The following is a 22,190-nucleotide window of genomic DNA, read 5'->3' as shown; positions in this document are numbered from 1 at the left end:
TGCCGTGTTCGTCAAACTACCAACGATTACTGGAACTGCTCGTTGCCGACCATGCCGATCTTGGTCACGCCAAGACGCTGGGCCGACGCCATCACGCCAGCTACATACTTATACTCCACCAGCTTGTTCGGACGCAAATGCACTTCCGGCTGGTCTGCCTGGGCGGCTACGTTGGCCATCTTCGCTTCCAGCGACGCGCGATCGGGAACTACAACGTTATCCCACAGGATAGTGCCGTCAAAGTCCACGTCGATCGTCACGACCACAGGCGGCGCTGTCGGTGGCGGTGGATTGCCGACCGGCATATTCAGATTGACCGAATGGTTTTGCTTCGGGATCGTAATAATCAACATGATAATCAAGACCAACATCACGTCGATCAAGGGTGTCATGTTCATTTCCATCATTGGTTCCGGATCAGCATTTTTGCTGCCGGAGCCTGAGCCGACGTTCATACTCATGGTGTTTCCTTTTCAAATGTCGGGGCCCCGCGCCAGCCGCCAAGGCGGCTGGCGCGGGGAAGGGATCAACCCTTGTCAGGCGGTTCGGTGATAAAACCGACCTTCTGAACCCCAGCACGCTGTGCCGTGTAAATCACCTTGCCGACGAATTCATATTTCGTTTCTTGATCACCACGAATATGTACTTCCGGCTGAGGCAGCTTCACCGACTCTTTTTTCAGGAACTCGAACAATTCGTCCGTGTTCGCCAGCTTCGTCTGGTTCCAGTACATATCGCCGTCTTTGTTGACAACGATATTGACGTCTTCTGGCTTGGTCTTGACAGCCTGATTGGTCTCGGTTGGCAGCTGAATCTTCTGCAACTTCAACACGACCGGGCTGGTAATCAGGAAGATGATCAGCAGAACCAACATGATGTCGACAAGCGGCGTCGTGTTGATTTCTGACATGACTGCATCTTCTTCTCCGTCATCGGAGCCGACGCTCATCGACATGATTTATCCAATCTTCTTTGCACCAGCCAGGCGGCCAGCTTCGGAGGTCGACATCGCGCCGGAAATCAGGACCATGTGGACGTCGGCGGAAAACGAGCGGACATCTTCCATGGCCGACTTGTTACGACGCACCAGCCAGTTGTAACCCAGCACGGCAGGAACGGCGACGAACAGGCCAAAGGCGGTCATGATCAGCGCTTCGCCGACTGGACCTGCGACTTTGTCGATCGAGGCGTTACCGGTCATGCCGATGTTGGTCAGCGCGCCGTAGATGCCCCACACCGTACCGAACAGGCCGATGAACGGCGAGGTCGAACCGACGGTAGCGAGGAACGACAGGCCATCCTGCAGGCGCGACTGAACTTTTTCGACAGCGCGCTGGATCGACATCGTCACCCAGGTCGACAGGTCGATCTGCTCGAGCAGGGCGCCATCGTGGTGCTGGGTTGCCTTGGTTCCCGATTCGGCGATGAAGCGGAACGGGCTGCCTTCTTTCAGCATTGCCGAGCCGGCAGCGATCGAGCTGGCCTTCCAGAACTTGGCCGAAGTCTCTTTCGATTGCTTCATGATTTTCATCTGGTCAAGCAGCTTGGTGATGATGATGTACCACGAACCCATCGACATCAGCGACAGGATGAGGATGGTTGCGCGCGGCACGAAGCCGCCGTTCCAGACTGCCATCGGACCGAACGGATTTTCAACTTCTTCCTTGGCGCCGGCCGGTACTGCTGCGTCGGCCGGGGCCGCTGCTGGCGCTGCAGCATCGGTTGCCGGTGCGGTGGCTGCCGGAGCAGCGGTTTCTGCTGCCGCTTTAGGGGCGTCAGCGAATGCTGGTGCCGATACCAGCGCTGCCGCTGCGGTCAACGAAAACAAAACAGCCGCCAGGACAGCGGACAAACGGGTATTCTTAAACATGCTTCCTCCAAATATATAAAATAATCAGTTCGCTGAATGTATTACAACGAAAAATCACAAGTTGAGACAGTGTTGCTGTCCCAGGGTTATTCCAGCGTCCAGACGTACTGCATGCTCATCCAGGCTTTTTCCGGCTTGCCATCGACCATCCCGGGTTTGAAGCGGCATTTGCTGATACCAGCAACGGCTGCCTTGTCGAGGTCACGGAAACCACTCGACTTCTGCACTTTCGAATCGGCGATACGGCCATCTTCGCCAATCAGGAATTGCAGGGTGACGGTACCGGTTTCTTCATTGCGCAGGGAAGCTTTAGGCCACTCTGGTTTTGCGCAAGTGTTGAAATCGGCGCTCGCCGCAACGCGGACGGGGTTCGGGTTGCCCGGCGGCGCGGCGGGTGCTGCCGGTGCCGGTGCCTGTGGACGCGCCAGTTCATTCGAGACCGGTTTCGCCGTGGAAGATACCGCGATCGCGCTTTGCTGCGGAGGCGGCTGCTGAACATTCACCTCGACTGGCGGGATGAATGGTGGCGGCGGTGCCTTCATTTCCGGCGGCGGCGGCGGCGGAGGAATTTCCTTCGGTGGCGGAGGCGCCTGCTCCTCGATGATCTTGGTCTCCACCGCTTCCGCCATCTTGGTGACCATACGCTTGCCGAGACCGGTCACGATCCCGTAGGCGACAATGACGTGCAAGATGATGACGATGGTGATGCCGGTAATATTCTTCCCGGCCGGTTTGTCATGCGAAAAATTCATGCCTGCTTTCTCCAATACCAACTCTTTTTGTAGCTACTAAACCCACAAAACACGACAAAAGCTCGGGCCGCATCCGGGACATCGGCGAATTATACCTACGAATTCTTTTTTGCACATACATTTTTAGTGCCCAAAACGTCTTCTTTTCTGCAGTATAAATCGGACTGTCAAGGGCATATTTAACACAGCAGTAAACCGCTAACTTTGGTACAAATGCGCAAGAAAATGCACGGTGATCGCTATTGTCTTGGTGTCGGCGGAACTGCTGCTATTTTGCAGGGCACGTGCCAATACAATTACCAGGTTATTTTATCTTCGATAAAACTACGTGGTGTATTCTATGGCAATTCTGATAACCTTGGCCCGGTTTGCTCAACAGTGTCTTCCGCTCGAAAAAGACATGTGTGCGGCGTTGGCAGCGCTGGGGTATAGCGCCAGGTAATGGGAGGGGAAAGGGTTGGTATGGCAGGCGCACCGCCTTGGCGGTGCGCCAAGGCGGATAAATCAGATGCGGTTGCGTTTCTCGCGGCGGCACTCGAGGCTGCTGACGATGTTGCCATGCGGATCGACAGTGTCGAGGTGGACGTCGAAGCCCCACAGCCGCGCCACATGCTTGAGCACTTCCTGCGCCTGCTGGTTTAGCGGGCGCCGCTGGAACTGGGTATGGCGCAAGGTGAGGGCGCGGTCGTCACGCGTATTGACCTGCCACACCTGGATGTTCGGTTCGCGGTTGCCCAGGTTGTACTGCTCGGCCAGTTGCTGGCGTACATAACGGTAGCCGCGCTCGTCGTGGATCGCCGAGACGGTCAGCTTGTCCTTGCGGTCGTCGTCGAGTACGGCAAAGAAATGGAAGTCGCGGATCAGCTTGGGCGACAGGTACTGGGCAATGAAGCTCTCGTCCTTAAAATTGCGCATCGCGAAGTCGAGCGTCTTGCGCCAGTCGCTGCCGGCGATGCCGGGAAACCATTCGCGGTCTTCCGGGGTCGGATCCTCGCAGATGCGGCGGATGTCGCTCATCATGGCGAACCCCAGCGCATACGGGTTGATGCCGGTGTAATACTGGCTGGTGGCAGATGGCTGGAACACGACGTTGGTGTGGCTTTGCAAAAACTCCATCATGAAGCCGTCGCCGACGATGCCCTCTTTATATAGTTCCTGCAAAATCGTGTAATGCCAGAATGTCGCCCAGCCTTCGTTCATGACCTGGGTCTGGCGCTGTGGATAGAAGTACTGCGAAATCTTGCGCGTTATGCGCACCAGTTCGCGTTGCCACGGTTCGAGCAGCGGCGCGTATTTTTCAATAAAATACAGCAGGTTTTCTTCGGGTTCAGGCGGGAAGCGCGGCGGCGGCACGTCGGCCAACTCCTCGTCGCGCCGCGGCACCGTGCGCCACAGCGCGTTGACTTGCGATTGGGCGTATTCCTCGCGTTCCTTCTGGCGCGCATCTTCCTGCGCCAAAGACAGCTTGGCCGGCCGCTTGTAACGGTCGACGCCGTAGTTCTGAAGCGCATGGCAGGAGTCGAGCACCAATTCGACGGCATCGATGCCGTGGCGCTGTTCGCACTCGGCAATGTAATTTTTTGCAAACACCATGTAGTCGACGATGGCATCGGCGTCGGTCCAGGTGCGGAACAAGTAGTTGCCTTTAAAAAAAGAGTTGTGGCCGTATGCAGCATGGGCAATCACCAGCGCCTGCATGGTCAGGCTGTTCTCTTCCATCAAATAAGCAATACAGGGACTGGAATTGATGACGATCTCGTAAGCCAGGCCCATCTGGCCGCGCTTATAGCTTTTTTCGGTGGACAAAAAATGTTTGCCGAACGACCAGTGATTGTACGAGACCGGCATGCCGACCGAGGTGTAGGCATCCATCATTTGCTCGGCGGTAATGATTTCGAGCTGGTTGGGATAGGTGTCGAGGCCAAAACTTTTGGCGACGCGGCGGATTTCTTCGTGCGCGTGCTCGATCAGGTCGAAGGTCCACTCCGACTGTTCGGGCAGGGCGCGCGGATTTTTTGGATCTCTTGGCATGATGTTGTCACCTTAATACTCACTGCGTGCTCATTTCGGCTGTTTTTTGAACAGTTCCCGGAAGACGGGATAGATATCGGCCGGCGTGACGATTTTTTGCATGGCGAAATTGCGATGGTGGTTGCCCACTTCAACGTATTGCTCCCACAAGTTCTGCTGCGGGCCGTCGGTGATTTCGACATAGGTGTAGTACTGCACGGCCGGCATGATGGTGTTGATCAGCAGCTGCCTGCACAGCACCGAGTCGTTGTCCCAGTTGTCGCCGTCGGAGGCCTGGGCGACGTAACTGTTCCACTCGCCGCTGCCGTAGCGCTCGCTGATGATCTTTTGCAGCAGGTGCAGCGCCGACGACACCACGGTGCCGCCCGATTCGCGCGAATGGAAAAATTCTTCCTCGTCGACTTCGGCGGCGGCGGTGTGGTGGCGGATGAATACCACCTCGATCTTGTCGTAGGAGCGCTTGAGGAACAAATACAGCAGAATAAAAAAGCGCTTGGCGGTATCCTTGCGGCTTTCGTCCATTGAGCCGGACACGTCCATGATGCAGAACATTACGGCCTGGGTGGTCGGCTTCGGTACCTTGATGCGGTTGCTGTAACGCAGGTCGAACGGATCAATGAACGGGATGGCGAGCAATTTGGTGTGCAGGTGGTGGACCAGGCGCTTTAGTTCGACCACGCGCGCGTCATCCAGCGGCACGCCTTCTTCAAGCAGCGCGACCAGTTCGTTTTCGGCCTCGATTAAATGCTTGCGCGACGAGCCGCCGACGGCGATGCGCCGGCCCAAAGCGCCGCGCAAGGAGCGCAGCACGTGGATGTTGGACGGCGTGCCCGACATGTTGTAGCCGGCGCGCTGGTTCTTGAATTCGGTGGTGGCAGTCAGCTGGGTCTTGACCATGTTCGGCAGTTCAAGGTCCTCGAAGAAATAGTTCATGAATTCTTCGCGCGACAGTTCGAAGATGAAGTCGTCTTCATTGGTCTGGTCGCTGTTGCCGGCTTTTCCGCGGCCGGGACCGCCGCCGCCGCGCGGCCGGTTGAACTGGTCGCCTTTCTGGTATTCCTTGTTACCCGGGTTGACGGTTTCCCAGACGCCTCCATGGGCGTGGCCAAAATTCGGTTCGTTGACGTCCTTGACGGGAATCGATACTTTCTCGCCATTTTCAATATCGGTGATCGAGCGGCCCTTGATGGCGCGCCCGACAGCGTCCTTGATCTGGCTTTTGTATCGCCGCAAGAAACGCTCTCGGTTGATCGCTGACTTGTTCTTGCCTTGCAAGCGTCGGTCGATGAGGTAAGTCAAAACATGCCTCCTGCTCGAAAATCACGGCGGCCGGCGAAAGTCGCCCGGCCCTTCTATCTTAAACCTTCGCCGCTAAGAAGACTTCCGCACACGCAGATACCATTCGCACAGCAAGCGGACCTGCTTGGCGGTATAGCCTTTGTCCACCATCCGGGCAACAAAATCGGCATGCTTGTGAGCATCCTCGGCCGACGCCTTGGCGTTAAACGAGATCACCGGCAACAATTCCTCGGTGTTCGAGAACATCTTCTTCTCGATCACGGTACGGAATTTTTCGTAGCTGGTCCACGCCGGATTCTTGCCGCCGTTGGTGGCGCGCGCGCGCAGGCCGAAATTGACGATCTCGTTGCGGAAATCCTTCGGATTGGAAATGCCGGCCGGCTTCTCGATTTTTTCGAGTTCGCTGTTGAGCGAGTCGCGGTCGAACGACTCGCCGGTATCCGGATCGCGGAACTCCTGGTCCTGGATCCAGAAATCGGCGAACGTGACGTAACGGTCGAAAATGTTCTGGCCGTATTCCGAGTAGCTTTCCAGGTAAGCGGTCTGGATTTCCTTGCCGATGAAGTCGACGTAGCGCTGCGCCAGGTGTTCCTTAATATAGGACATGTAGCGCTGTTCGGTTTCCGGCGCAAATTGCTCCCGCTCGATCTGCTGCTCCAGCACGTACAACAGGTGCACCGGATTGGCTGCCACTTCGGTGTTGTCGAAATTAAAGACCTTCGACAGGATCTTGAAGGCGAAGCGGGTCGACAAACCGTTCATGCCTTCGTCGACGCCGGCGTAATCGACATACTCGTGCATCGACTTGGCCTTCGGATCGGTGTCTTTCAGGTTTTCGCCGTCGTACACCAGCATCTTGCTGAAAATGCTGGAGTTTTCCGGATCTTTCAGGCGCGACAGGATCGCGAACTGGGCCATCATCTTCATCGTGCCGGGCGCGCATGGGGCTTGCTCGAGCGACGAGTTGCGGATCAGCTTGTCGTAGATCTTGATCTCGTCGGACACGCGCAAGCAATACGGTACCTTGACGATGTAGATGCGGTCGAGGAAAGCCTCGTTGTTGCGGTTGTTGCGGAACGTCTTCCACTCCGACTCGTTCGAGTGCGCCAGTACGATGCCGTCGAACGGGATCGCGCCGAAGCCTTCGGTACCCTTGTAGTTGCCTTCCTGGGTGGCCGTCAGCAGCGGGTGCAGCACCTTGATCGGCGCCTTGAACATCTCGACGAACTCCATCAGGCCCTGGTTGCCCAGGCACAGGCCGCCAGAGTAGCTGTAGGCGTCCGGATCGTCCTGGGCGTAGTCTTCGAGCTTGCGGATGTCGACCTTGCCCACCAGCGAAGAAATATCCTGGTTGTTCTCGTCGCCCGGTTCGGTCTTCGAGATGGCGATCTGCTTGAGAATCGACGGATAGCGCTTGACCACGCGGAATTTGTTGATGTCGCCGTTGAAGTCGTGCAGCCGCTTCACCGCCCATGGGCTCGGAATGGTGCGCAGGTAGCGCCGTGGAATGCCATAGTCCTCTTCCAGGATGACGCCATCCTCTTCCTCGTTGAACAGGCCGAGCGGCGATTCGTTGACGGGCGAACCCTTCAGGCAATAAAACGGTACCTGTTCCATCAGCGACTTGAGTTTTTCGGCGATCGACGATTTGCCGCCGCCCACCGGCCCCAGCAGGTAGAGGATTTGCTTGCGCTCCTCCAGACCCTGGGCGGCGTGGCGGAAATACGAGACGACCTGCTCGATGACTTCCTCGGTGCCGTAAAAATCCTTGAACGCCGGGTACAGCTTGATGACCTTGTTGGCGAAGATGCGCGACAGGCGCGTGTCGTTGCGGGTGTCGACCAGCTTTGGCTCGCCGATGGCGGCAAGCATGCGCTCTGGCGCCGTCGCGTAAGTGAGGTGATCCTTCTTGCACAATGCCAGATACTCGGTAAGGGAATATTCCTCTTCCCGGGTACGCTCGTAGCGAGCTGCGTAGTTGTCAAAAATGGTCATTTGAATGTCCTTTAATGTGCTTGTACGGATCACTATCGCCGGCAGGCTCACCCTGCCCAGGCCCTAGTCGCTGGCGTCTCCAATGGTCTCGCCGACACGTTTTTGATTCGATGTTTTGAAACAAAAACGGCTGGCGAATTTTTGTTTTTATGCCGGATGATTTCCGGTGTTTTGCGCGTTCTGACAAGGTCTTCTTACGCCTATGAAATTAATTATGTGCCTAATGGAAGCCGAAGTCAAAGCAATGTCGTGTGACCGATTGTAACGAACTCAAGTTATTGATTACAAGAGAAAATTGCTTAATGGAAGGACTTGTCCATGCCGCATTCCGCCCTCGTTCGCGCCTGTTTTCTTTACGCTTTCCCAGCACCATTCAAGCCTGTTGAGATAAGTGAACCGCGCTTGAATATCGACTGCTGATTTTGCCTTAAGTCGCCAGCCGGGGGCGCACGCAAACAGGGCGCGTGTTACATACTTTCCTGCTTGAATCAGACCGGTCGACAAACCCTGCCGGCGCCTTGCGCTACACTATGCGCCACACCCCTAATTCGCCGCACTAAATTGCTATCTCTGGAGAAAATAATGCCTAACGAACAGTTGCAAAACATTTTGCAGCAGATGCCTAAGGCAGAATTGCACATACACATCGAAGGGTCACTCGAACCCGAGCTGATCTTTGAGTTGGCTCAAAGAAATGGGGTCGCACTGGCCTATAAATCGGTCGAATCGCTGCGAAATGCTTATGCATTCGATAATTTGCAGTCTTTCCTCGATATTTATTACGCCGGCGCCAGTGTGCTGCTGACCGAGCAGGATTTTTACGACATGACGGCGGCCTATCTGCGCCGTGCTGCGCTTGATAACGTGCGCCACGCCGAAATTTTCTTCGACCCGCAAACCCACACCGCGCGCGGCGTGCCGATGCACACCGTGGTCGACGGCATCTGGCGCGCCTGCCAGGACGGCCCGATCAGCGCCAGCCTGATCATGTGCTTCCTGCGTCACCTGAGCGAGGATGAAGCCCTTGCCACGCTCGAGGAAGCGCTGCCCCTGCGCGGCAAGATCATCGGCGTCGGCCTCGACTCGTCCGAGCTGGGTCACCCGCCGGAAAAATTCGCCCGCGTGTTCGAACGCTGCCGCCAGCTCGGCCTGCACCTGGTCGCCCATGCCGGCGAAGAAGGCCCGCCGGCCTATATCGAAACCGCGCTCGACCTGCTCAACGTCGAGCGCATCGACCACGGCGTGCGCTGCCTCGAAGACCCGGTGCTGACAAAGCGGCTGGCGCGCGAGCAGATCGCGCTGACGGTGTGCCCGTTGTCGAATGTCAAGCTGCGGGTGTTCGATCACATGGGCCAGCACAACCTGCTCGACCTGCTCGACGCCGGCCTGGCCGTCACCATCAATTCGGACGATCCGGCGTATTTTGGCGGCTACATGAACGCCAACTTCCTCGCCGCCTTCGAGGCACTGCCGCTCGGGCTGTCGCACGCGCACCGGCTGGCGCGCAACAGTTTTACCGCGTCTTTTCTCGAGCCGGAGGCCAAGCGCGACTTCCTCGCCGAACTCGACGCCGTGTTTGCAACTGCAACTGCAACTGCAACTGCAACTGCAACTGCAACGGTAGGGTAGGCCGCCATGCTCAGACAATCGATCCGCATGACCGCGCGCGACTGGCGCGCCGGCGAACTGCGCTTTTTGCTGGTGGCCTTGACCATCGCCGTGGCGTCGCTGTCGGCAGTGGGCTTTTTCATCGACCGCATGCGCTCGAGCCTCGAGCGCGACGCCCACCAGCTGCTCGGCGCCGACCTGCTGGTCAATGCCGACGCGCCGATGCGCACCGAGTGGCGCGCCGAAGCGCAAAAGCGCGGTTTGCTGCTGGCCGATACCGTGACCTTCCCCAGCATGGCGCAGGCCGGCGAGGGCGAACAATCGCAGGCCCAGCTGGCATCGGTGAAAGCGGTCAGCGTTGGCTATCCGCTGCGCGGCCAGGTGAAAATCACCACCAGCGTTGACGCCGCGGCCGCCGGCCGCGGCGACAAGACGCGCGCCACGCCGGCACCTGGCACCGTGTGGGTCGACCCGAGCGTACTGACAGGCCTGAAAACAACCGTCGGCGCCACCCTCAAGCTGGGCGAAAAGAACTTCACCATCGCGCACATCATTGCGGCCGAACCCGACCGCGGACCGTCGTTCGCCAATTTCGCGCCGCGTGTGATGCTGCCGCTGGCCGACCTGGCCGCAACGGGCCTGACCGACAATGGCGCGCGCGTGACCTACCGGATGCAGGTGGCGGCGCCGTCGAACAACGACCTGACGGGCGTCAAGCAATACGAACAGTGGCTCACGGCGCGCATCGCGTCTGAAGGTGTCAAGGGCGTGCGCATCGAGTCGCTCGAAAACGGCCGCCCCGAAATGCGCGCCACGCTGGACCGCGCCGACCGCTTCCTGTCGCTGGTCGGCCTGCTGTCGGCGATGCTGGCGGCGGTCGCCGTCGCCATGGCGGCGCGCCGCTTCATGCTGCGCCACCTCGACGCCTGCGCCATGCTGCGCTGCCTGGGCTTGTCGCAGAACCAGGTCAGCGCGCTGTACCTGATCGAGTTCGTGCTGGTCGGGCTGGCCGGCAGCGTGCTGGGCGTGCTGGTCGGCTTCGGCGCCCACTACGTGCTGCTCGAACTGATCGGAAAAATCATCAGCACCGACCTGCCGCCGGTGTCGCTGTTGCCGGCCTTGCAGGGCATCGCCACCGGCATGCTGCTGCTGGTCGGCTTCGCGCTGCCGCCGGTGCTCCAGTTGCGCAACGTGCCGCACAACCGCGTGCTGCGGCGCGAGCAGGCGCCGCCGCGCGCGCTGGCGCTGGCCACCTACGGCTTCGGTATTTGCGCCTTCGTTGGCCTGTTGCTGTGGCAGGCCGGCGACGCCAAGCTGGCGCTGCTGACCGCGCTCGGTTTCCTGGCCGGCTTCGGTCTGTTCGCGCTGGCCGGCTGGCTCGGCATCATCTCGCTCAAAAGGCTGCGCGGCGCGATCGACACGCAGAGCTGGCGCTTTGCCGTTACCGCGTTGCAGCGCCGGCCCGGCGCCACCATCGTGCAGGTGGTGTCGCTGGCGCTCGGGCTGATGGCGCTGCTGCTGCTGACGGTGGTGCGCGGCGACCTGATGGGCGCCTGGCGCAGCGCCACGCCGGCCGACGCGCCGAACCGCTTCATCATCAATATTCAACCCGACCAGACGGCGGCGCTGGCGCAGCGGCTGGCCGGCGCCAACGTCAGCGAAGCCGTGCTGTACCCGATGATCCGCGGCCGGCTGACGGCGGTGAACGACCAGCCGATCACGGGCGCGACCTACCGCGCCGAGGACGCCCGACGGCTGGCCGAGCGCGAGTTCAATTTATCGAGCATGAAGCAGCTGCAGCCGTCCAACCAGATCGTCGCCGGCAAATGGTACGCCGACCAGCCGGGGCAGCCGGAAGCGTCGGTCGAGCAGGGCATCGCCAAGACGCTCGGCATCAAGCTGGGCGACACGATGCGCTTCGATATCGCTGGTCAGAGCGTGCAGGCGCGCGTGACCAGCCTGCGCAAGCTCGAATGGGGCTCGATGCGCGCCAACTTCTTCGTCATCATTAATCCGCAGGCGATGAAGGACACGCCGCAGAGCTTCATGACCGCTTTCCACCTGCCCTCAAGCAATTCGACGCTCACCAATGCACTGACGCGCGAATTTCCCAACCTGACCGTGATCGACGTCAGCGGCATCATCAACCAGTTGCAGGAAGTGCTGGAGCAGGTGGTCACGGCGGTCGAGTTCCTGTTCCTGTTCACGCTCGCCTCCGGCGTACTGGTGCTGTATGCCGCGCTGATGGGTTCGCAAGACGAACGCACCCGCGAGGCGGGCCTGCTGCGCGCGCTCGGCGCCACCCGCAAGCAACTGTCGCGGGCGCAGTGGATCGAGTTTGCGCTGGTGGGCGGCTTGTCGGGCCTGCTGGCGGCGTCGGGCGCCGCCGCCCTCGGCTGGGCGCTGGCCACTTACCAGTTCAAGTTCGCCTGGAGCTTCAGCCCCGGCGTCTGGCTGGCAGGACTGGCGGTCGGCGTCGCCTGCGCGATCGGCGGCGGCTGGCTGGGACTGCGCAACGTGCTCAAACAGCCGGTGCTGCAGACGCTGCGGGAAGGGTAAGCGTCTGCGCGATTCACGGCCGGGCGAACCCGGCCGTGACGGCAGCTGATGGCGTGCGTTATGATGACGCCATGACACAATTCATTATTCTCGCCGCGCTCGCGGTGACGGCTATCGCGCTACAGCTCGTCCTGCTGATGCGCGGGCGCGGCAACCAGGACGGTCAGTTCGAACGGCTCGAACGGGTTGAACTCTCGCTGCGCCATGAACTGCAGGCAAGCGCGCAGGCGACGCGCCAGGAGCTCGCCGCTACCCTCGCCCACAACCACGCCGCCAGCGTGCAGCAGCTCGACGTCATGCGCCAGCAACTCCACGTGCAAGGCGCCAGTGGGCGCGAAGAACAGTCGGTCACGTTCAAGCGCTTCGGCGACGCCCTCAATCTGAGCCTGTCGACGCTGACCGAATCGAATGCCCAGCGCATGCTCGAAGTGCGCGCCACGCTCGAGTCAAAAATCAAGGACCTGCAGCAGGATAACGCGGCGCGCCTGGAAGAGATGCGCAAGACGGTTGACGAAAAGCTGCATGCCACGCTGGAAACGCGGCTGACGGAATCGTTCCGCCAGGTGTCGGACCGGCTCGAAAAGGTCCACCAGGGCCTGGGCGAAATGCAGCAGCTGGCGATCGGCGTGGGCGACCTGAAGCGGGTGCTCACCAACGTCAAGACGCGCGGCACCTGGGGCGAAGTGCAGCTCGAGATGCTGCTTGAGCAGGTGCTCACCGTCGACCAGTACGCAAAAAATGTCGAGACCATTCCGGGCACCGGCGCGCGGGTGGAATTCGCCATCAAGCTGCCTGGCAGCGTCGATGGCGGCGCGCCCGTGTGGCTGCCGATCGACGCCAAATTTCCCAAGGAGCAGTACGAGCGGCTGGTCGAGGCCGCCGACCGCGCCGACGCCGACGGCGTGCTGACGGCCGGGCGCGAGCTTGAGCGCGCGGTGCGTGGCGAAGCGAAGACGATCTGTGAAAAATACCTGTCGCCGCCGCTGACGACCGATTTCGCGATCCTGTTCCTGCCGACCGAAGGGCTGTATGCCGAAGTGATGCGGCGCCCCGGCCTGGCCGACGATGTGCAGCGCACGCTGCGCGTCAGCATCGCCGGGCCATCGACCCTGACGGCGATCCTCAATAGCCTGCAGATGGGTTTTCGCACGCTGGCGCTGGAAAAACGCTCGTCCGAAGTGTGGCAGGTGCTGGGCGCGGTAAAAACCGAGTTCGGCAAATTCGGCACGGTGCTCAACAAGACCCGTCTCACCCTCGAGGCAGCGGCGAAGAACATCGAAAGCGCCGAAGTACGTAGCCGCCAGATGGCGCGCAAGCTAAAATCGGTGGAAGCGCTGCCGAGCGAAGCGGCGCAACTGATGCTGGGACCCGACATCGACAATGCCGAGTTGGACAGTTCCGGCACATAACCGTCACCGCGGAGACACTATGCCCCCACGTACCCTGGCACTGCCGGCGGACGCGATCCGTTCCGCCAAACGCAGCAAAATCGTCAGCGCGCTCGATGCGGTTCGGCTGATCCACGATGGCGACACCATCGCCACCGGCGGCTTCGTCGGCATCGGCTTCGCCGAAAACATCGCAGTGGCGCTCGAGCAGCGCTTCCTGGCCGGGCAAGATGGGCTGCGCCATCCACGCGACCTGACGCTGGTGTACGCGGCCGGGCAGGGTGACGGTAAGGACCGCGGCTTGAACCACCTGGCGCACGAAGGACTGGTCAAACGCGTGATCGGCGGGCACTGGGGCCTGGTGCCGAAGCTGCAAAAGCTCGCGATCGACAACCAGATCGAAGCCTACAACCTGCCGCAAGGGGTAATCAGCCAGCTGTTTCGCGACATCGCCGCCGGTAAACCTGGCCTCTTGACGCATGTCGGCCTGGGCACGTTCGTCGATCCGCGTTTTGGCGGCGGCAAAATCAACGCCAGCACGCACGAGGACCTGGTCGAGTTAATGCACATCGGCGGCAAGGAGGTCCTGTTCTACAAGGCGCTGCCGATCCAGGTCGGCATCATCCGCGGCACCACCGCCGACGCCAACGGCAACGTCACCATGGAAAAGGAAGCGCTGACGCTGGAAGCGCTGGCGATCGCGATGGCGGCGCACAATTCGGGCGGCATCGTCATCGTGCAGGTCGAACGGATCGCCGAGAACGGCAGCCTGAACCCGCGCGACGTCAAGATTCCCGGCATCCTGGTCGACTGCGTGGTAGTGGCCGAAAAGCCCGAATACCACATGCAAACCTTTGCCGAGCCGTACAGTGCCGCTTTCGCCAGCGAGTTGCGGGTGCCGTTGTCGTCGATTGCGCCAATGCCGCTGTGCGCGCGCAAGGTCATCGCGCGGCGCGCCTTGATGGAGCTGCATCCGAACGACGTCGTCAATCTCGGCATCGGCATGCCGGAGGGCGTGGCCAGCGTGGCGGCCGAAGAAAAGCTGCTCGACCTGCTGACCTTGACGACGGAACCGGGCGTGATCGGCGGGATACCTGCCGGCGGCCTCAATTTCGGCGCCGCGACCAACGCCGACGCGATCATCGACCAGCCCTACCAGTTCGATTTTTACGATGGCGGCGGGCTCGATGTCGCGTGCCTCGGGCTGGCGCAGGCGGACCGCCACGGCAACCTGAATGTGAGCAAGTTCGGCTCCAGACTGGCAGGCGCCGGCGGCTTCATCAACATCAGCCAGAACGCCAAGAAGGTGGTATTCGTCGGCACCTTCACGGCCGGAGGGCTGGCGGTGTCGATCAGCGGCGGCAAGCTGCACATCGATCAGGAGGGCGCATCGCGCAAATTCGTCGACGAGGTCGAGCATCGCACCTACTCGGGCCAGTACGCGCGCGAGCGCGGGCAGACGGCGCTGTACGTGACCGAGCGCTGCGTGTTCCGGCTGGTGGAGCAGGGGCTCGAGCTGATAGAGATCGCGCCGGGCATCGACCTGGAACGCGACATCCTCGCGCACATGGGGTTTGCACCGCTAATCAGCGCGGAACTCAAACTGATGGACTGCCGCATCTTCGCGCCGGCGGCAATGGGCTGGCGCACGCCGATGCTGGCCCAGCCGCTCGAGCAGCGGCTCACTTACGACGCCGGTCAGGGGCTGTTTTTCGTCGATTTCGAGGGCTTCGAGGTGACGTCGATGGGCGACATCGACGCCGTCGGCTCGCTGGTGGCGGCGCGCCTGGCGCTGGTCGGGCGCAAGGTGCCGGCCATCGTCAACTACGACAATTTCACGATCGCGCCGGAGCTGCTCGATGCGTATGTGGAGATGGTGAATGCGTTGACCGACCGCTTTTACAGCCGCGTGACGCGCTACACCCGCAGCACCTTCATGCGCGCCTACGTCGGTGCGGCATTCACCCGCAGCAAACACGAGCCGGCGCTGTATGCGAGTCCCGCCGAAGCGCTGTCCAGGCTGGCGACGGACGAGGAGTAGTTGGCGCCTACACCAGCCCTTCAAACATCAGCACGTCCACCATGTCGCCCGCCGCGACATTACCCATCTCGTCATGCAGCACCACCATGCAGTTCGCCTCCGACATCGAGCGCAAGATCCCCGACCCCTGCGAGCCGGTGATGGCCACCTGCTGCGCAGCGTCGGCGTCGACCGACAAAATTCCGCGCTGGTATTCGGTGCGGCCGGATTTTTTCCGGATCGCGCCGGCCGATTTCACGCGCAGCAGCGGCAGCGGGGCGTCGGCGCCCATCATCGCCAGCAGCGCGGCGCGGGCGAAAAAATAGAACGACACCATCACCGCAACCGGATTGCCGGGCAGGCCGAACAGGTAGGCGCTCTTGCCGTTCGAGTTGATTTGGCCAAAAGCGAGCGGGCGCCCGGGGCGCATGCCGATCTTCCAGAACGTGACGTCGCCGAGTCTTGCCATGATCTCGCGCGTGTAATCGGCGGCGCCGACCGAGACGCCGCCGGAGGTGACGATGGCGTCGACGTTTTCGCAGGCGTTGCGCAGCGCCTCTTCAAGCGCTTGCGGGTCATCCTTGACGATGCCCATGTCGACGATGTCGCAGCCCAAGCGCGTCAGCATGCCATACAGCGTATAGCGGTTGCTGTCGTAGACGCAGCCGGCGTCGAGCGTTTCGCCGATCGAGCGCAGTTCGTCGCCGGTCGAAAAGAACGCCACGCGCAGGCGCCGCTGTACCGGCACTTCGGCGATGCCGAGCGAGGCGAGCAGGCCAAGGTCGGCCGGACGCAGGATCTTGCCCTTTTTAAGCGCGGCGCTGCCGGCCATTAAATCTTCGCCGGCGAAGCGGCGGTTGTCGCCCGTGCGGATGGTGCCGGCGTCGATGCTGATGTCGGTCTCGCCAACGCCGACATTGGCCACGAACTCCTGCGGGATCACGCTGTCGCAGCCGGCCGGCATCACACCGCCCGTCATGATGCGCACGCATTCGCCCGCGGCAGGCACCAGTTCGCTCGGCCGGCCGGCGTAGACGGTAGCGATGACGGTCAAGGTGGTCGGGCCGTCGGGGCGCAGGTCGGCACCGCGCAGCGCGTAGCCATCCATTGCCGAATTGTCGTGCGCCGGCACGCTGATCGGCGAGACGATGTCGGCCGCCAGCACCCGGTCGAGCGCCGAGCGCAGCGCGACTTTTTCGACCGAGCGGATCGGCGTGACGAAGTCGCGGATGATTTGCTGCGCCTGGCGCACCGGCAGCGCGTCCGGGTCGTAATCGGACAGGCAGCTGACGACATCTTGCAGGCGGCGCGGCGCGCGCGCGCTGTCAAAACTGTGCAGTTCGTCGAGCGTGTTGATGTTGCGGAAGGCGTCGCTGTCGTCGAACAGCACTTCGGCTACTATCAGCTCGGCATACCAGCCGTCCACCCTGCGTCCGCCCGCCGCCAGGTATGTCGACAGCACCGGCAGCAGGGCGGTCTTGACGAGGCAAAACACCGGGTGCGGCTGCTTGCGCATGCCGGCTTCCTGGGTGACGGCGAGCGCGACGTCGGCGCCTTGCGACTGCAACGCGTGGAACAGCCGTGCGGCCAGGTCGCCCGGTAAAAACGGCGAGTCGCACGGGGCGCTGAGCATGTATGGGGTGGCACAGTGGCGCATGCCTGCCTCCAGCCCGGCCAGCGGGCCGGCGAAACCGGTGGTCTCGTCGGGCCATACCGGCACTTTCAAAGCCGCGTAGGCCGCCAGGTTCTGGTTGGCGTTGATGGCGACATTGCCGACCTGAGGCGCCAGCCGTTCGAGCACGTGCTGGACCATGGTGGTGCCGCGAAACGGCTGCAAGCCCTTGTCGACGTGGCCCATGCGCGAGCCGCGCCCGCCCGCCAGGATCAGTGCGCTGATCATGCTGTTTTTTTTCATGCTGGGCTTTCCTGCTGAGTTATCCGCCGATATACGACATTTCGACCCGCTTGCGGGCCGGTTCGATGCCGGAAGTATTGATGGTGCGGGTGTCGGAGTAGCGGTCGGCGCGCTTGCGCCAGAGGTGGGCGACGGCGTTCGAGATTTCGGCATCGCTGCGCCCCTCGCGCAGCAGGGCGCGCAGGTCGTGGCCGCGGGTGGCGAACAGGCAGGTGTAAAGCTGGCCTTCGGTCGACAGGCGCACGCGCGTGCAGTCCTTGCAGAACGACTGGGTGACGCTGGAGATCATGCCCACTTCGCCGCCGCCATCGAGGTAGCGCCAGCGCGCCGCGGTTTCGCCGGTGTAGTTGGCGTCGACCGGGACCAGGGGCATCTCGTCTGATATGCGGCGCACCACTTCGGCCGACGGAATCACTTCGCTCATGTTCCAGCCGTTGGAGGCGCCGACGTCCATGTATTCGATGAAGCGCAAAATAGTTGGGGTGTGCCTGAAATGGCGCGCCATCGGCACGATTTCCTGGTCATTCATGCCAGCCTTGACGACCATGTTGATCTTGATCGGCCCAAGCCCGGCGTCGTGGGCGCAATCGATGCCGCGCAGGACGTCGGCGACCGCGAAGTCGACATCGTTCATGCGCTTGAAGGTGGCGTCGTCGAGCGAATCGAGCGAGACGGTAACGCGGTTCAGGCCCGCATCCTTGAGCGCGCGGGCTTTTTTCGCCAGCAGCGAGCCGTTGGTGGTGAGCGTGAGGTCGAGCGCCCGCCCGCTCGGGGTGCGGATGTCGGCCAGCATGCCGACCAGCCGTTCGAGGTTCTTGCGCAGCAGCGGCTCGCCGCCGGTAAGGCGGATCTTCTCGACGCCATGGGCGACAAACACGTTGGCGATGCGGGTAATTTCTTCGAACGACAGCAGGTCGGTGTGCGGCAGGTAGGCGTAGTTTTTGTCGAACACTTCCTTCGGCATGCAATAGACGCAGCGGAAATTGCAGCGGTCGGTCACCGAGATGCGCAGGTCGTGCAACGGACGCGCGAGGGCATCGTCGACGCGGCCGGTGGGCGCTTCGAGGACGACGGGAATGGCCATCTGCGGCCGGCGCTCTTTGCTGAGCATGATAATTTTTTCAGCCATGTCGATACGATAGCACGAGGCCGACAAGCGCACAGGCGGCGATCAGTTTAATGGTGCCGACCTTGACGCCGAACTTGAACCAATACCAGAAGGCTTCGCGCAAGGTGGCGGGGGCGGAGCGGGTGTCGCGGGGTGGTGTCATCTGGTCGTTAGCACTGAGGGGTGGCTTGTTTCATTGGCTGGCGCTGGCGGCGTATGGATCCCCGCTTGCGCGAGGATGACTCGCTGGCATTTAAATTTGAGTAAAGACAAAAAAGGGAAGCACGCGGCTTCCCTTTTTCAATCAACCTGCCAATCGCCGCTTACTGACGGGTGGTGTCGACCTGAACCAGCGGCTCATCCGCTTGCGGCGGCAGCGGCTTGCGTTCGCGCGGTACACGTACCGGCGGCGCTTGCATGGCGGCCTGTTCTTGCGCCGCACGCAGTTTCTCGGGATCGGTGGCGGCCAGCGTCAAACCGGCGGAACCGAGCAACTCCTTCAAGTCAGCAACCGCGGCGGGCGCTGCAACAACCGGCGCTGCGACGACCGGCGCTGCGACAGCCGGCACCGCAGCCGGCTCAGGCGCTGCAACTGGCGCCGGCTCGACCGCTGCTGCTGCAGGCGCTGCAACTTCCTCAGGTGCGGTTTGCACCGCAACAGGGACAGCCACTGCACGCTCCTGTGCAACCGGCTCGACCGCAACCGGCGCCTCTACTGCAACCGGTGCTTCTACTGCAACCGGTGCTTCGACAACTGGCTCTACTGCAACCAACGCTTCGACTGCTACCGGCGTCAACTGCGGTGTTTCAGCAACAACAGCTTCAGCAACGGCTTCAGCCGCAACAGGCTCAAAGACGACAGCGGGGGCTTCCACCACCACCACCACCGGTGCTACCACCGCCACCGGTGCTACTACCACCACTACTGGGGCTATTGCCTCTGGCGCTGGCGCCGCAACTTCAGCCACCGGTAGCGTCGCCGCGGCGGCGATTTCTTCATCGGCTACCGGCGTGAACACTGGCGCTGGCGACGATTCCTCGCCGTCGTTCTCGCCTGCTTCGTTCTCGCCGCCTTCACCTGGCTCGCGGTCGCGGCGGTTGCGGTTGCGTCCGCCCCGGCGACGGCGACGGCGTGGCTCATCGCCACCGGCTTCGACTTCGATCTCTTCGCCGTTCGGGCCGATCGTCGTGATGGTCTTGACCGCCGCGTCGTCGTCGTCTTGCATGTCGCTGGCCTGGGTGAGCGGCTCGAGCGCCGGCGTGATGACGGTGTCGAGGATTACGACCTCGTCCAGGCTCGCTTCCGATTTTACTTCCGCAACAACGGCGCGGTAGTCGGCACGCTCGCGTGGCGGACGCGGGGTGCGTTCGGCACGCTCGGGACGCTCGCCGCGATCTTCACGCGGAGCGCGAGGCGTGGCTGGCGTGGCTGGCGCGATCGCCTCGGCCGGGTCACGCACTTCGCGCGGCTCGCGCGGTGGGCGTGGCGGACGTGGCGGACGGGCGTTGCGGGTCTCGAGGTCGGCCGCTTTCACGCTGTCGTCGACTGCGACAGCGCCTGCGGCCGGCTTGGCGCCTGGCTCGCGTTCTTCGCGTCCGCCTGGCTTGCCGTTACGGCTGCGTCCACGCGGGCCGCGGCCGTTGCGGTCGCCACCACGGTCGGACGCTGCCGGCTTGGCCGGCGTTGCCGCCACCGGGGCGGGCGCGGCAGCCACTGGTGTTTCCTTCTTGCCCATGAAGAAGTTGATGACCTTGTCGAAAAAGCTTACCTCAGCCACGGGAGTGGCCACCGGAGCAGCGAGGACCGGCTTGACCGGCTCGGTACGGTCGACCAGCGGCGCCGGCTGGGCCGGGGTAATGGTCTTGACGACGGCTTCCTGGCGCGGCTTGGCTTCTTCCTTCTGGCGCTTGCTGTAGGCCATGTCGGTATCGGCCTGCTCGGCCAGGGTGTAGCTGGCCTGGCTGTCTTCGAGGCGCGGATCGTCGTGCTTGATGCGCTCGAGCTTGTAGTGCGGGGTGTCGAGGTGCTTGTTCGGAATGAGGATCACGCCGATGCGGTGGCGGTTCTCGATTTTGAGCACTTCGCCGCGCTTTTCGTTGAGCAGGAAAGCGGCGACATCAACTGGCACCTGCACGTGGATGGTGGCCGAATTTTCCTTCATTGCCTCTTCCTGGATGATGCGCAGGACTTGCAAGGCGGACGATTCGGTGTCGCGGATGTGGCCGGTGCCGGAGCAGCGCGGGCAGGTCACGTGGGAGCCTTCCGACAGCGACGGACGCAGGCGCTGGCGCGACAGTTCCATCAGGCCGAAGCGAGAAATTTTGCCCATCTGGACGCGGGCACGGTCGTGGTGCAGCGCATCTTTCAGGCGGGTTTCCACCTCACGCTGGTTCTTCGCCACTTCCATGTCGATGAAGTCGATGACGATCAGGCCGCCCAGGTCGCGCAGGCGCAGCTGGCGGGCCACTTCTTCGGCCGCTTCGCAGTTGGTATTGAAGGCGGTGGTTTCGATGTCCGAGCCGCGGGTGGCGCGGGCCGAGTTGACGTCGACCGATACCAGCGCTTCGGTATGGTCGATGACGATGGCGCCGCCGGACGGCAACGGCACCGTGCGCGAGTACGCGGTCTCGATCTGGTGTTCAATCTGAAAACGCGAAAACAGCGGCACATCGTCGCTGTAGCGTTTTACACGGTGCACCATGTCGGGCATCACGTGGCTCATGAACTGATGGGCCTGCTCGTAGATGTCGTCGGTGTCGATCAGGATTTCGCCGATGTCCGGCTGGAAGTAATCGCGGATGGCGCGGATGACGAGCGACGATTCCTGGTAGATCAGGAAAGCGCCGTTGCCCTGCTTGCCGGCGCCTTCGATCGCGCGCCACAATTGCATCAGGTAGTTCAGGTCCCACTGCAGTTCTTCGACATTGCGGCCGATGCCGGCGGTGCGGGCAATCACCGACATGCCTTGCGGCAGGTCCAGCTTGTCCATTGTTTCGCGCAGTTCCTGGCGCTCTTCGCCTTCGACCCGGCGCGATACGCCGCCGCCGCGCGGGTTGTTCGGCATCAGCACCAGATAACGGCCGGCCAGCGACACGAATGAGGTCAGCGCCGCGCCCTTGTTGCCGCGCTCTTCTTTTTCGACCTGGACCATGATTTCCTGGCCTTCGCGCAGCGCTTCCTTGACCGACGCGGTACGCACGTCGACGCCTTCGCGGAAGTAGGTGCGGGCGACTTCTTTAAATGGCAGGAAGCCGTGGCGGTCTTCGCCATAGCTGACGAAGCAAGCCTCGAGCGAAGGCTCGATGCGGGTAATGACGCCCTTGTAGATATTCGATTTGCGCTGTTCGCGCCCGGCGGTTTCGATATCGATATCGATCAGTTTCTGACCGTCGACAATTGCTACGCGCAGCTCTTCTTGCTGCGTAGCGTTAAACAACATACGTTTCATTTTTATAAACTCCGCGGCCGGTGGGCCGTTCCAGGCCGCCTTGTCAGGGCGGCATAATGTGCACGGGATGTACGCGGGAGCGGAGAGTTGGAGGGTGGGTATGCCTTTACGTACGGCGCAACAACGACACTGCGTTGCGGCCGCAACAGGGCGCGGTGGGGTCGATCGACATGCCGAGTCCACGCATCGGCTGCAA

15 protein-coding genes are annotated in these 22,190 nt (G+C 61.7%); 4 read left to right on the top strand and 11 right to left on the bottom strand.

What is annotated here, in order from left to right; genetic code table 11:
* Positions 1-26: 26 nt before the first annotated feature.
* From CR103_RS09715 to CR103_RS09685, 7 genes are all read right to left on the bottom strand, one after another.
* Positions 27-461: an ExbD/TolR family protein gene (locus CR103_RS09715; RefSeq protein ID WP_180279347.1), complete on the bottom strand. Its 435-nt coding sequence runs from the start codon at positions 459-461 to the stop codon at positions 27-29.
* A 65-nt stretch (positions 462-526) separates the two neighbouring features.
* Positions 527-955 (bottom strand): ExbD/TolR family protein, encoded by a 429-nt coding sequence (locus CR103_RS09710; RefSeq protein ID WP_099915794.1) that lies wholly within the window; start codon positions 953-955, stop codon positions 527-529.
* 3 nt (positions 956-958) lie between these two features.
* A complete protein-coding gene (locus CR103_RS09705; RefSeq protein ID WP_218968466.1) occupies positions 959-1,870 on the bottom strand; it encodes a MotA/TolQ/ExbB proton channel family protein in 912 nt (303 codons plus the stop codon).
* Between the two features lie 86 nt (positions 1,871-1,956).
* Positions 1,957-2,622: an energy transducer TonB gene (locus tag CR103_RS09700; RefSeq protein WP_099915793.1), complete on the bottom strand. Its 666-nt coding sequence runs from the start codon at positions 2,620-2,622 to the stop codon at positions 1,957-1,959.
* 504 nt (positions 2,623-3,126) lie between these two features.
* A complete protein-coding gene (locus tag CR103_RS09695; RefSeq protein ID WP_099915792.1) occupies positions 3,127-4,653 on the bottom strand; it encodes a SpoVR family protein in 1,527 nt (508 codons plus the stop codon).
* Between the two features lie 30 nt (positions 4,654-4,683).
* A complete protein-coding gene (locus tag CR103_RS09690) occupies positions 4,684-5,952 on the bottom strand; it encodes a YeaH/YhbH family protein (RefSeq protein ID WP_099915791.1) in 1,269 nt (422 codons plus the stop codon).
* Positions 5,953-6,024: 72 nt separating this feature from the next.
* Positions 6,025-7,947 (bottom strand): PrkA family serine protein kinase, encoded by a 1,923-nt coding sequence (locus CR103_RS09685; RefSeq protein ID WP_099915790.1) that lies wholly within the window; start codon positions 7,945-7,947, stop codon positions 6,025-6,027.
* Positions 7,948-8,529: 582 nt separating this feature from the next.
* Between CR103_RS09685 and CR103_RS09680 the strand changes: the two genes are divergently transcribed.
* From CR103_RS09680 to CR103_RS09665, 4 genes are all read left to right on the top strand, one after another.
* Positions 8,530-9,576, top strand: coding sequence for an adenosine deaminase (locus CR103_RS09680; RefSeq protein WP_099915789.1), 1,047 nt, complete (start codon positions 8,530-8,532; stop codon positions 9,574-9,576).
* Between the two features lie 6 nt (positions 9,577-9,582).
* On the top strand, positions 9,583-12,114 hold the full coding sequence (locus CR103_RS09675; protein ID WP_099915788.1) for an ABC transporter permease: 2,532 nt from the start codon (positions 9,583-9,585) through the stop codon (positions 12,112-12,114).
* 71 nt (positions 12,115-12,185) lie between these two features.
* The gene (locus CR103_RS09670; RefSeq protein WP_099915787.1) at positions 12,186-13,523 is read left to right on the top strand and encodes a DNA recombination protein RmuC; all 1,338 of its coding nucleotides are present in this window, start codon (positions 12,186-12,188) and stop codon (positions 13,521-13,523) included.
* A gap of 19 nt (positions 13,524-13,542) precedes the next feature.
* Entirely contained in the window at positions 13,543-15,543 is a 2,001-nt protein-coding gene (locus CR103_RS09665) for an acyl CoA:acetate/3-ketoacid CoA transferase (RefSeq protein WP_099915786.1), read from the top strand.
* 7 nt (positions 15,544-15,550) lie between these two features.
* On the opposite strand, the gene moeA is transcribed toward CR103_RS09665, so the two are convergent.
* The 4 genes from moeA to CR103_RS09650 all read right to left on the bottom strand — a co-directional run bounded on the left by moeA (position 15,551) and on the right by CR103_RS09650 (position 21,994).
* Entirely contained in the window at positions 15,551-17,437 is a 1,887-nt protein-coding gene (gene moeA / locus CR103_RS09660) for a molybdopterin molybdotransferase MoeA (protein WP_099915785.1), read from the bottom strand.
* Positions 17,438-17,456: 19 nt separating this feature from the next.
* Positions 17,457-18,566 carry a GTP 3',8-cyclase MoaA gene (moaA, locus tag CR103_RS09655; RefSeq protein ID WP_099915784.1) on the bottom strand — a complete coding sequence of 370 codons (1,110 nt, stop codon included), beginning with the start codon at positions 18,564-18,566 and terminating at the stop codon, positions 17,457-17,459.
* Positions 18,559-18,708, bottom strand: a complete 150-nt coding sequence (locus CR103_RS22615; protein WP_180279346.1) for a hypothetical protein — start codon at positions 18,706-18,708, stop codon at positions 18,559-18,561. Before CR103_RS22615 ends, moaA begins: the two co-directional genes overlap by 8 nt.
* Positions 18,709-18,868: 160 nt before the next feature.
* Positions 18,869-21,994, bottom strand: coding sequence for an Rne/Rng family ribonuclease (locus CR103_RS09650; protein WP_099915783.1), 3,126 nt, complete (start codon positions 21,992-21,994; stop codon positions 18,869-18,871).
* Between the last annotated feature and the right edge of the window lie 196 nt (positions 21,995-22,190).

This window comes from Massilia psychrophila (assembly GCF_002760665.1).
GTDB lineage: Bacteria > Pseudomonadota > Gammaproteobacteria > Burkholderiales > Burkholderiaceae_D > JAFCUW01.
The sequence above is the reverse complement of the archived record's forward strand: the minus strand, read 5'-3'. Positions and strand labels throughout refer to the sequence as shown.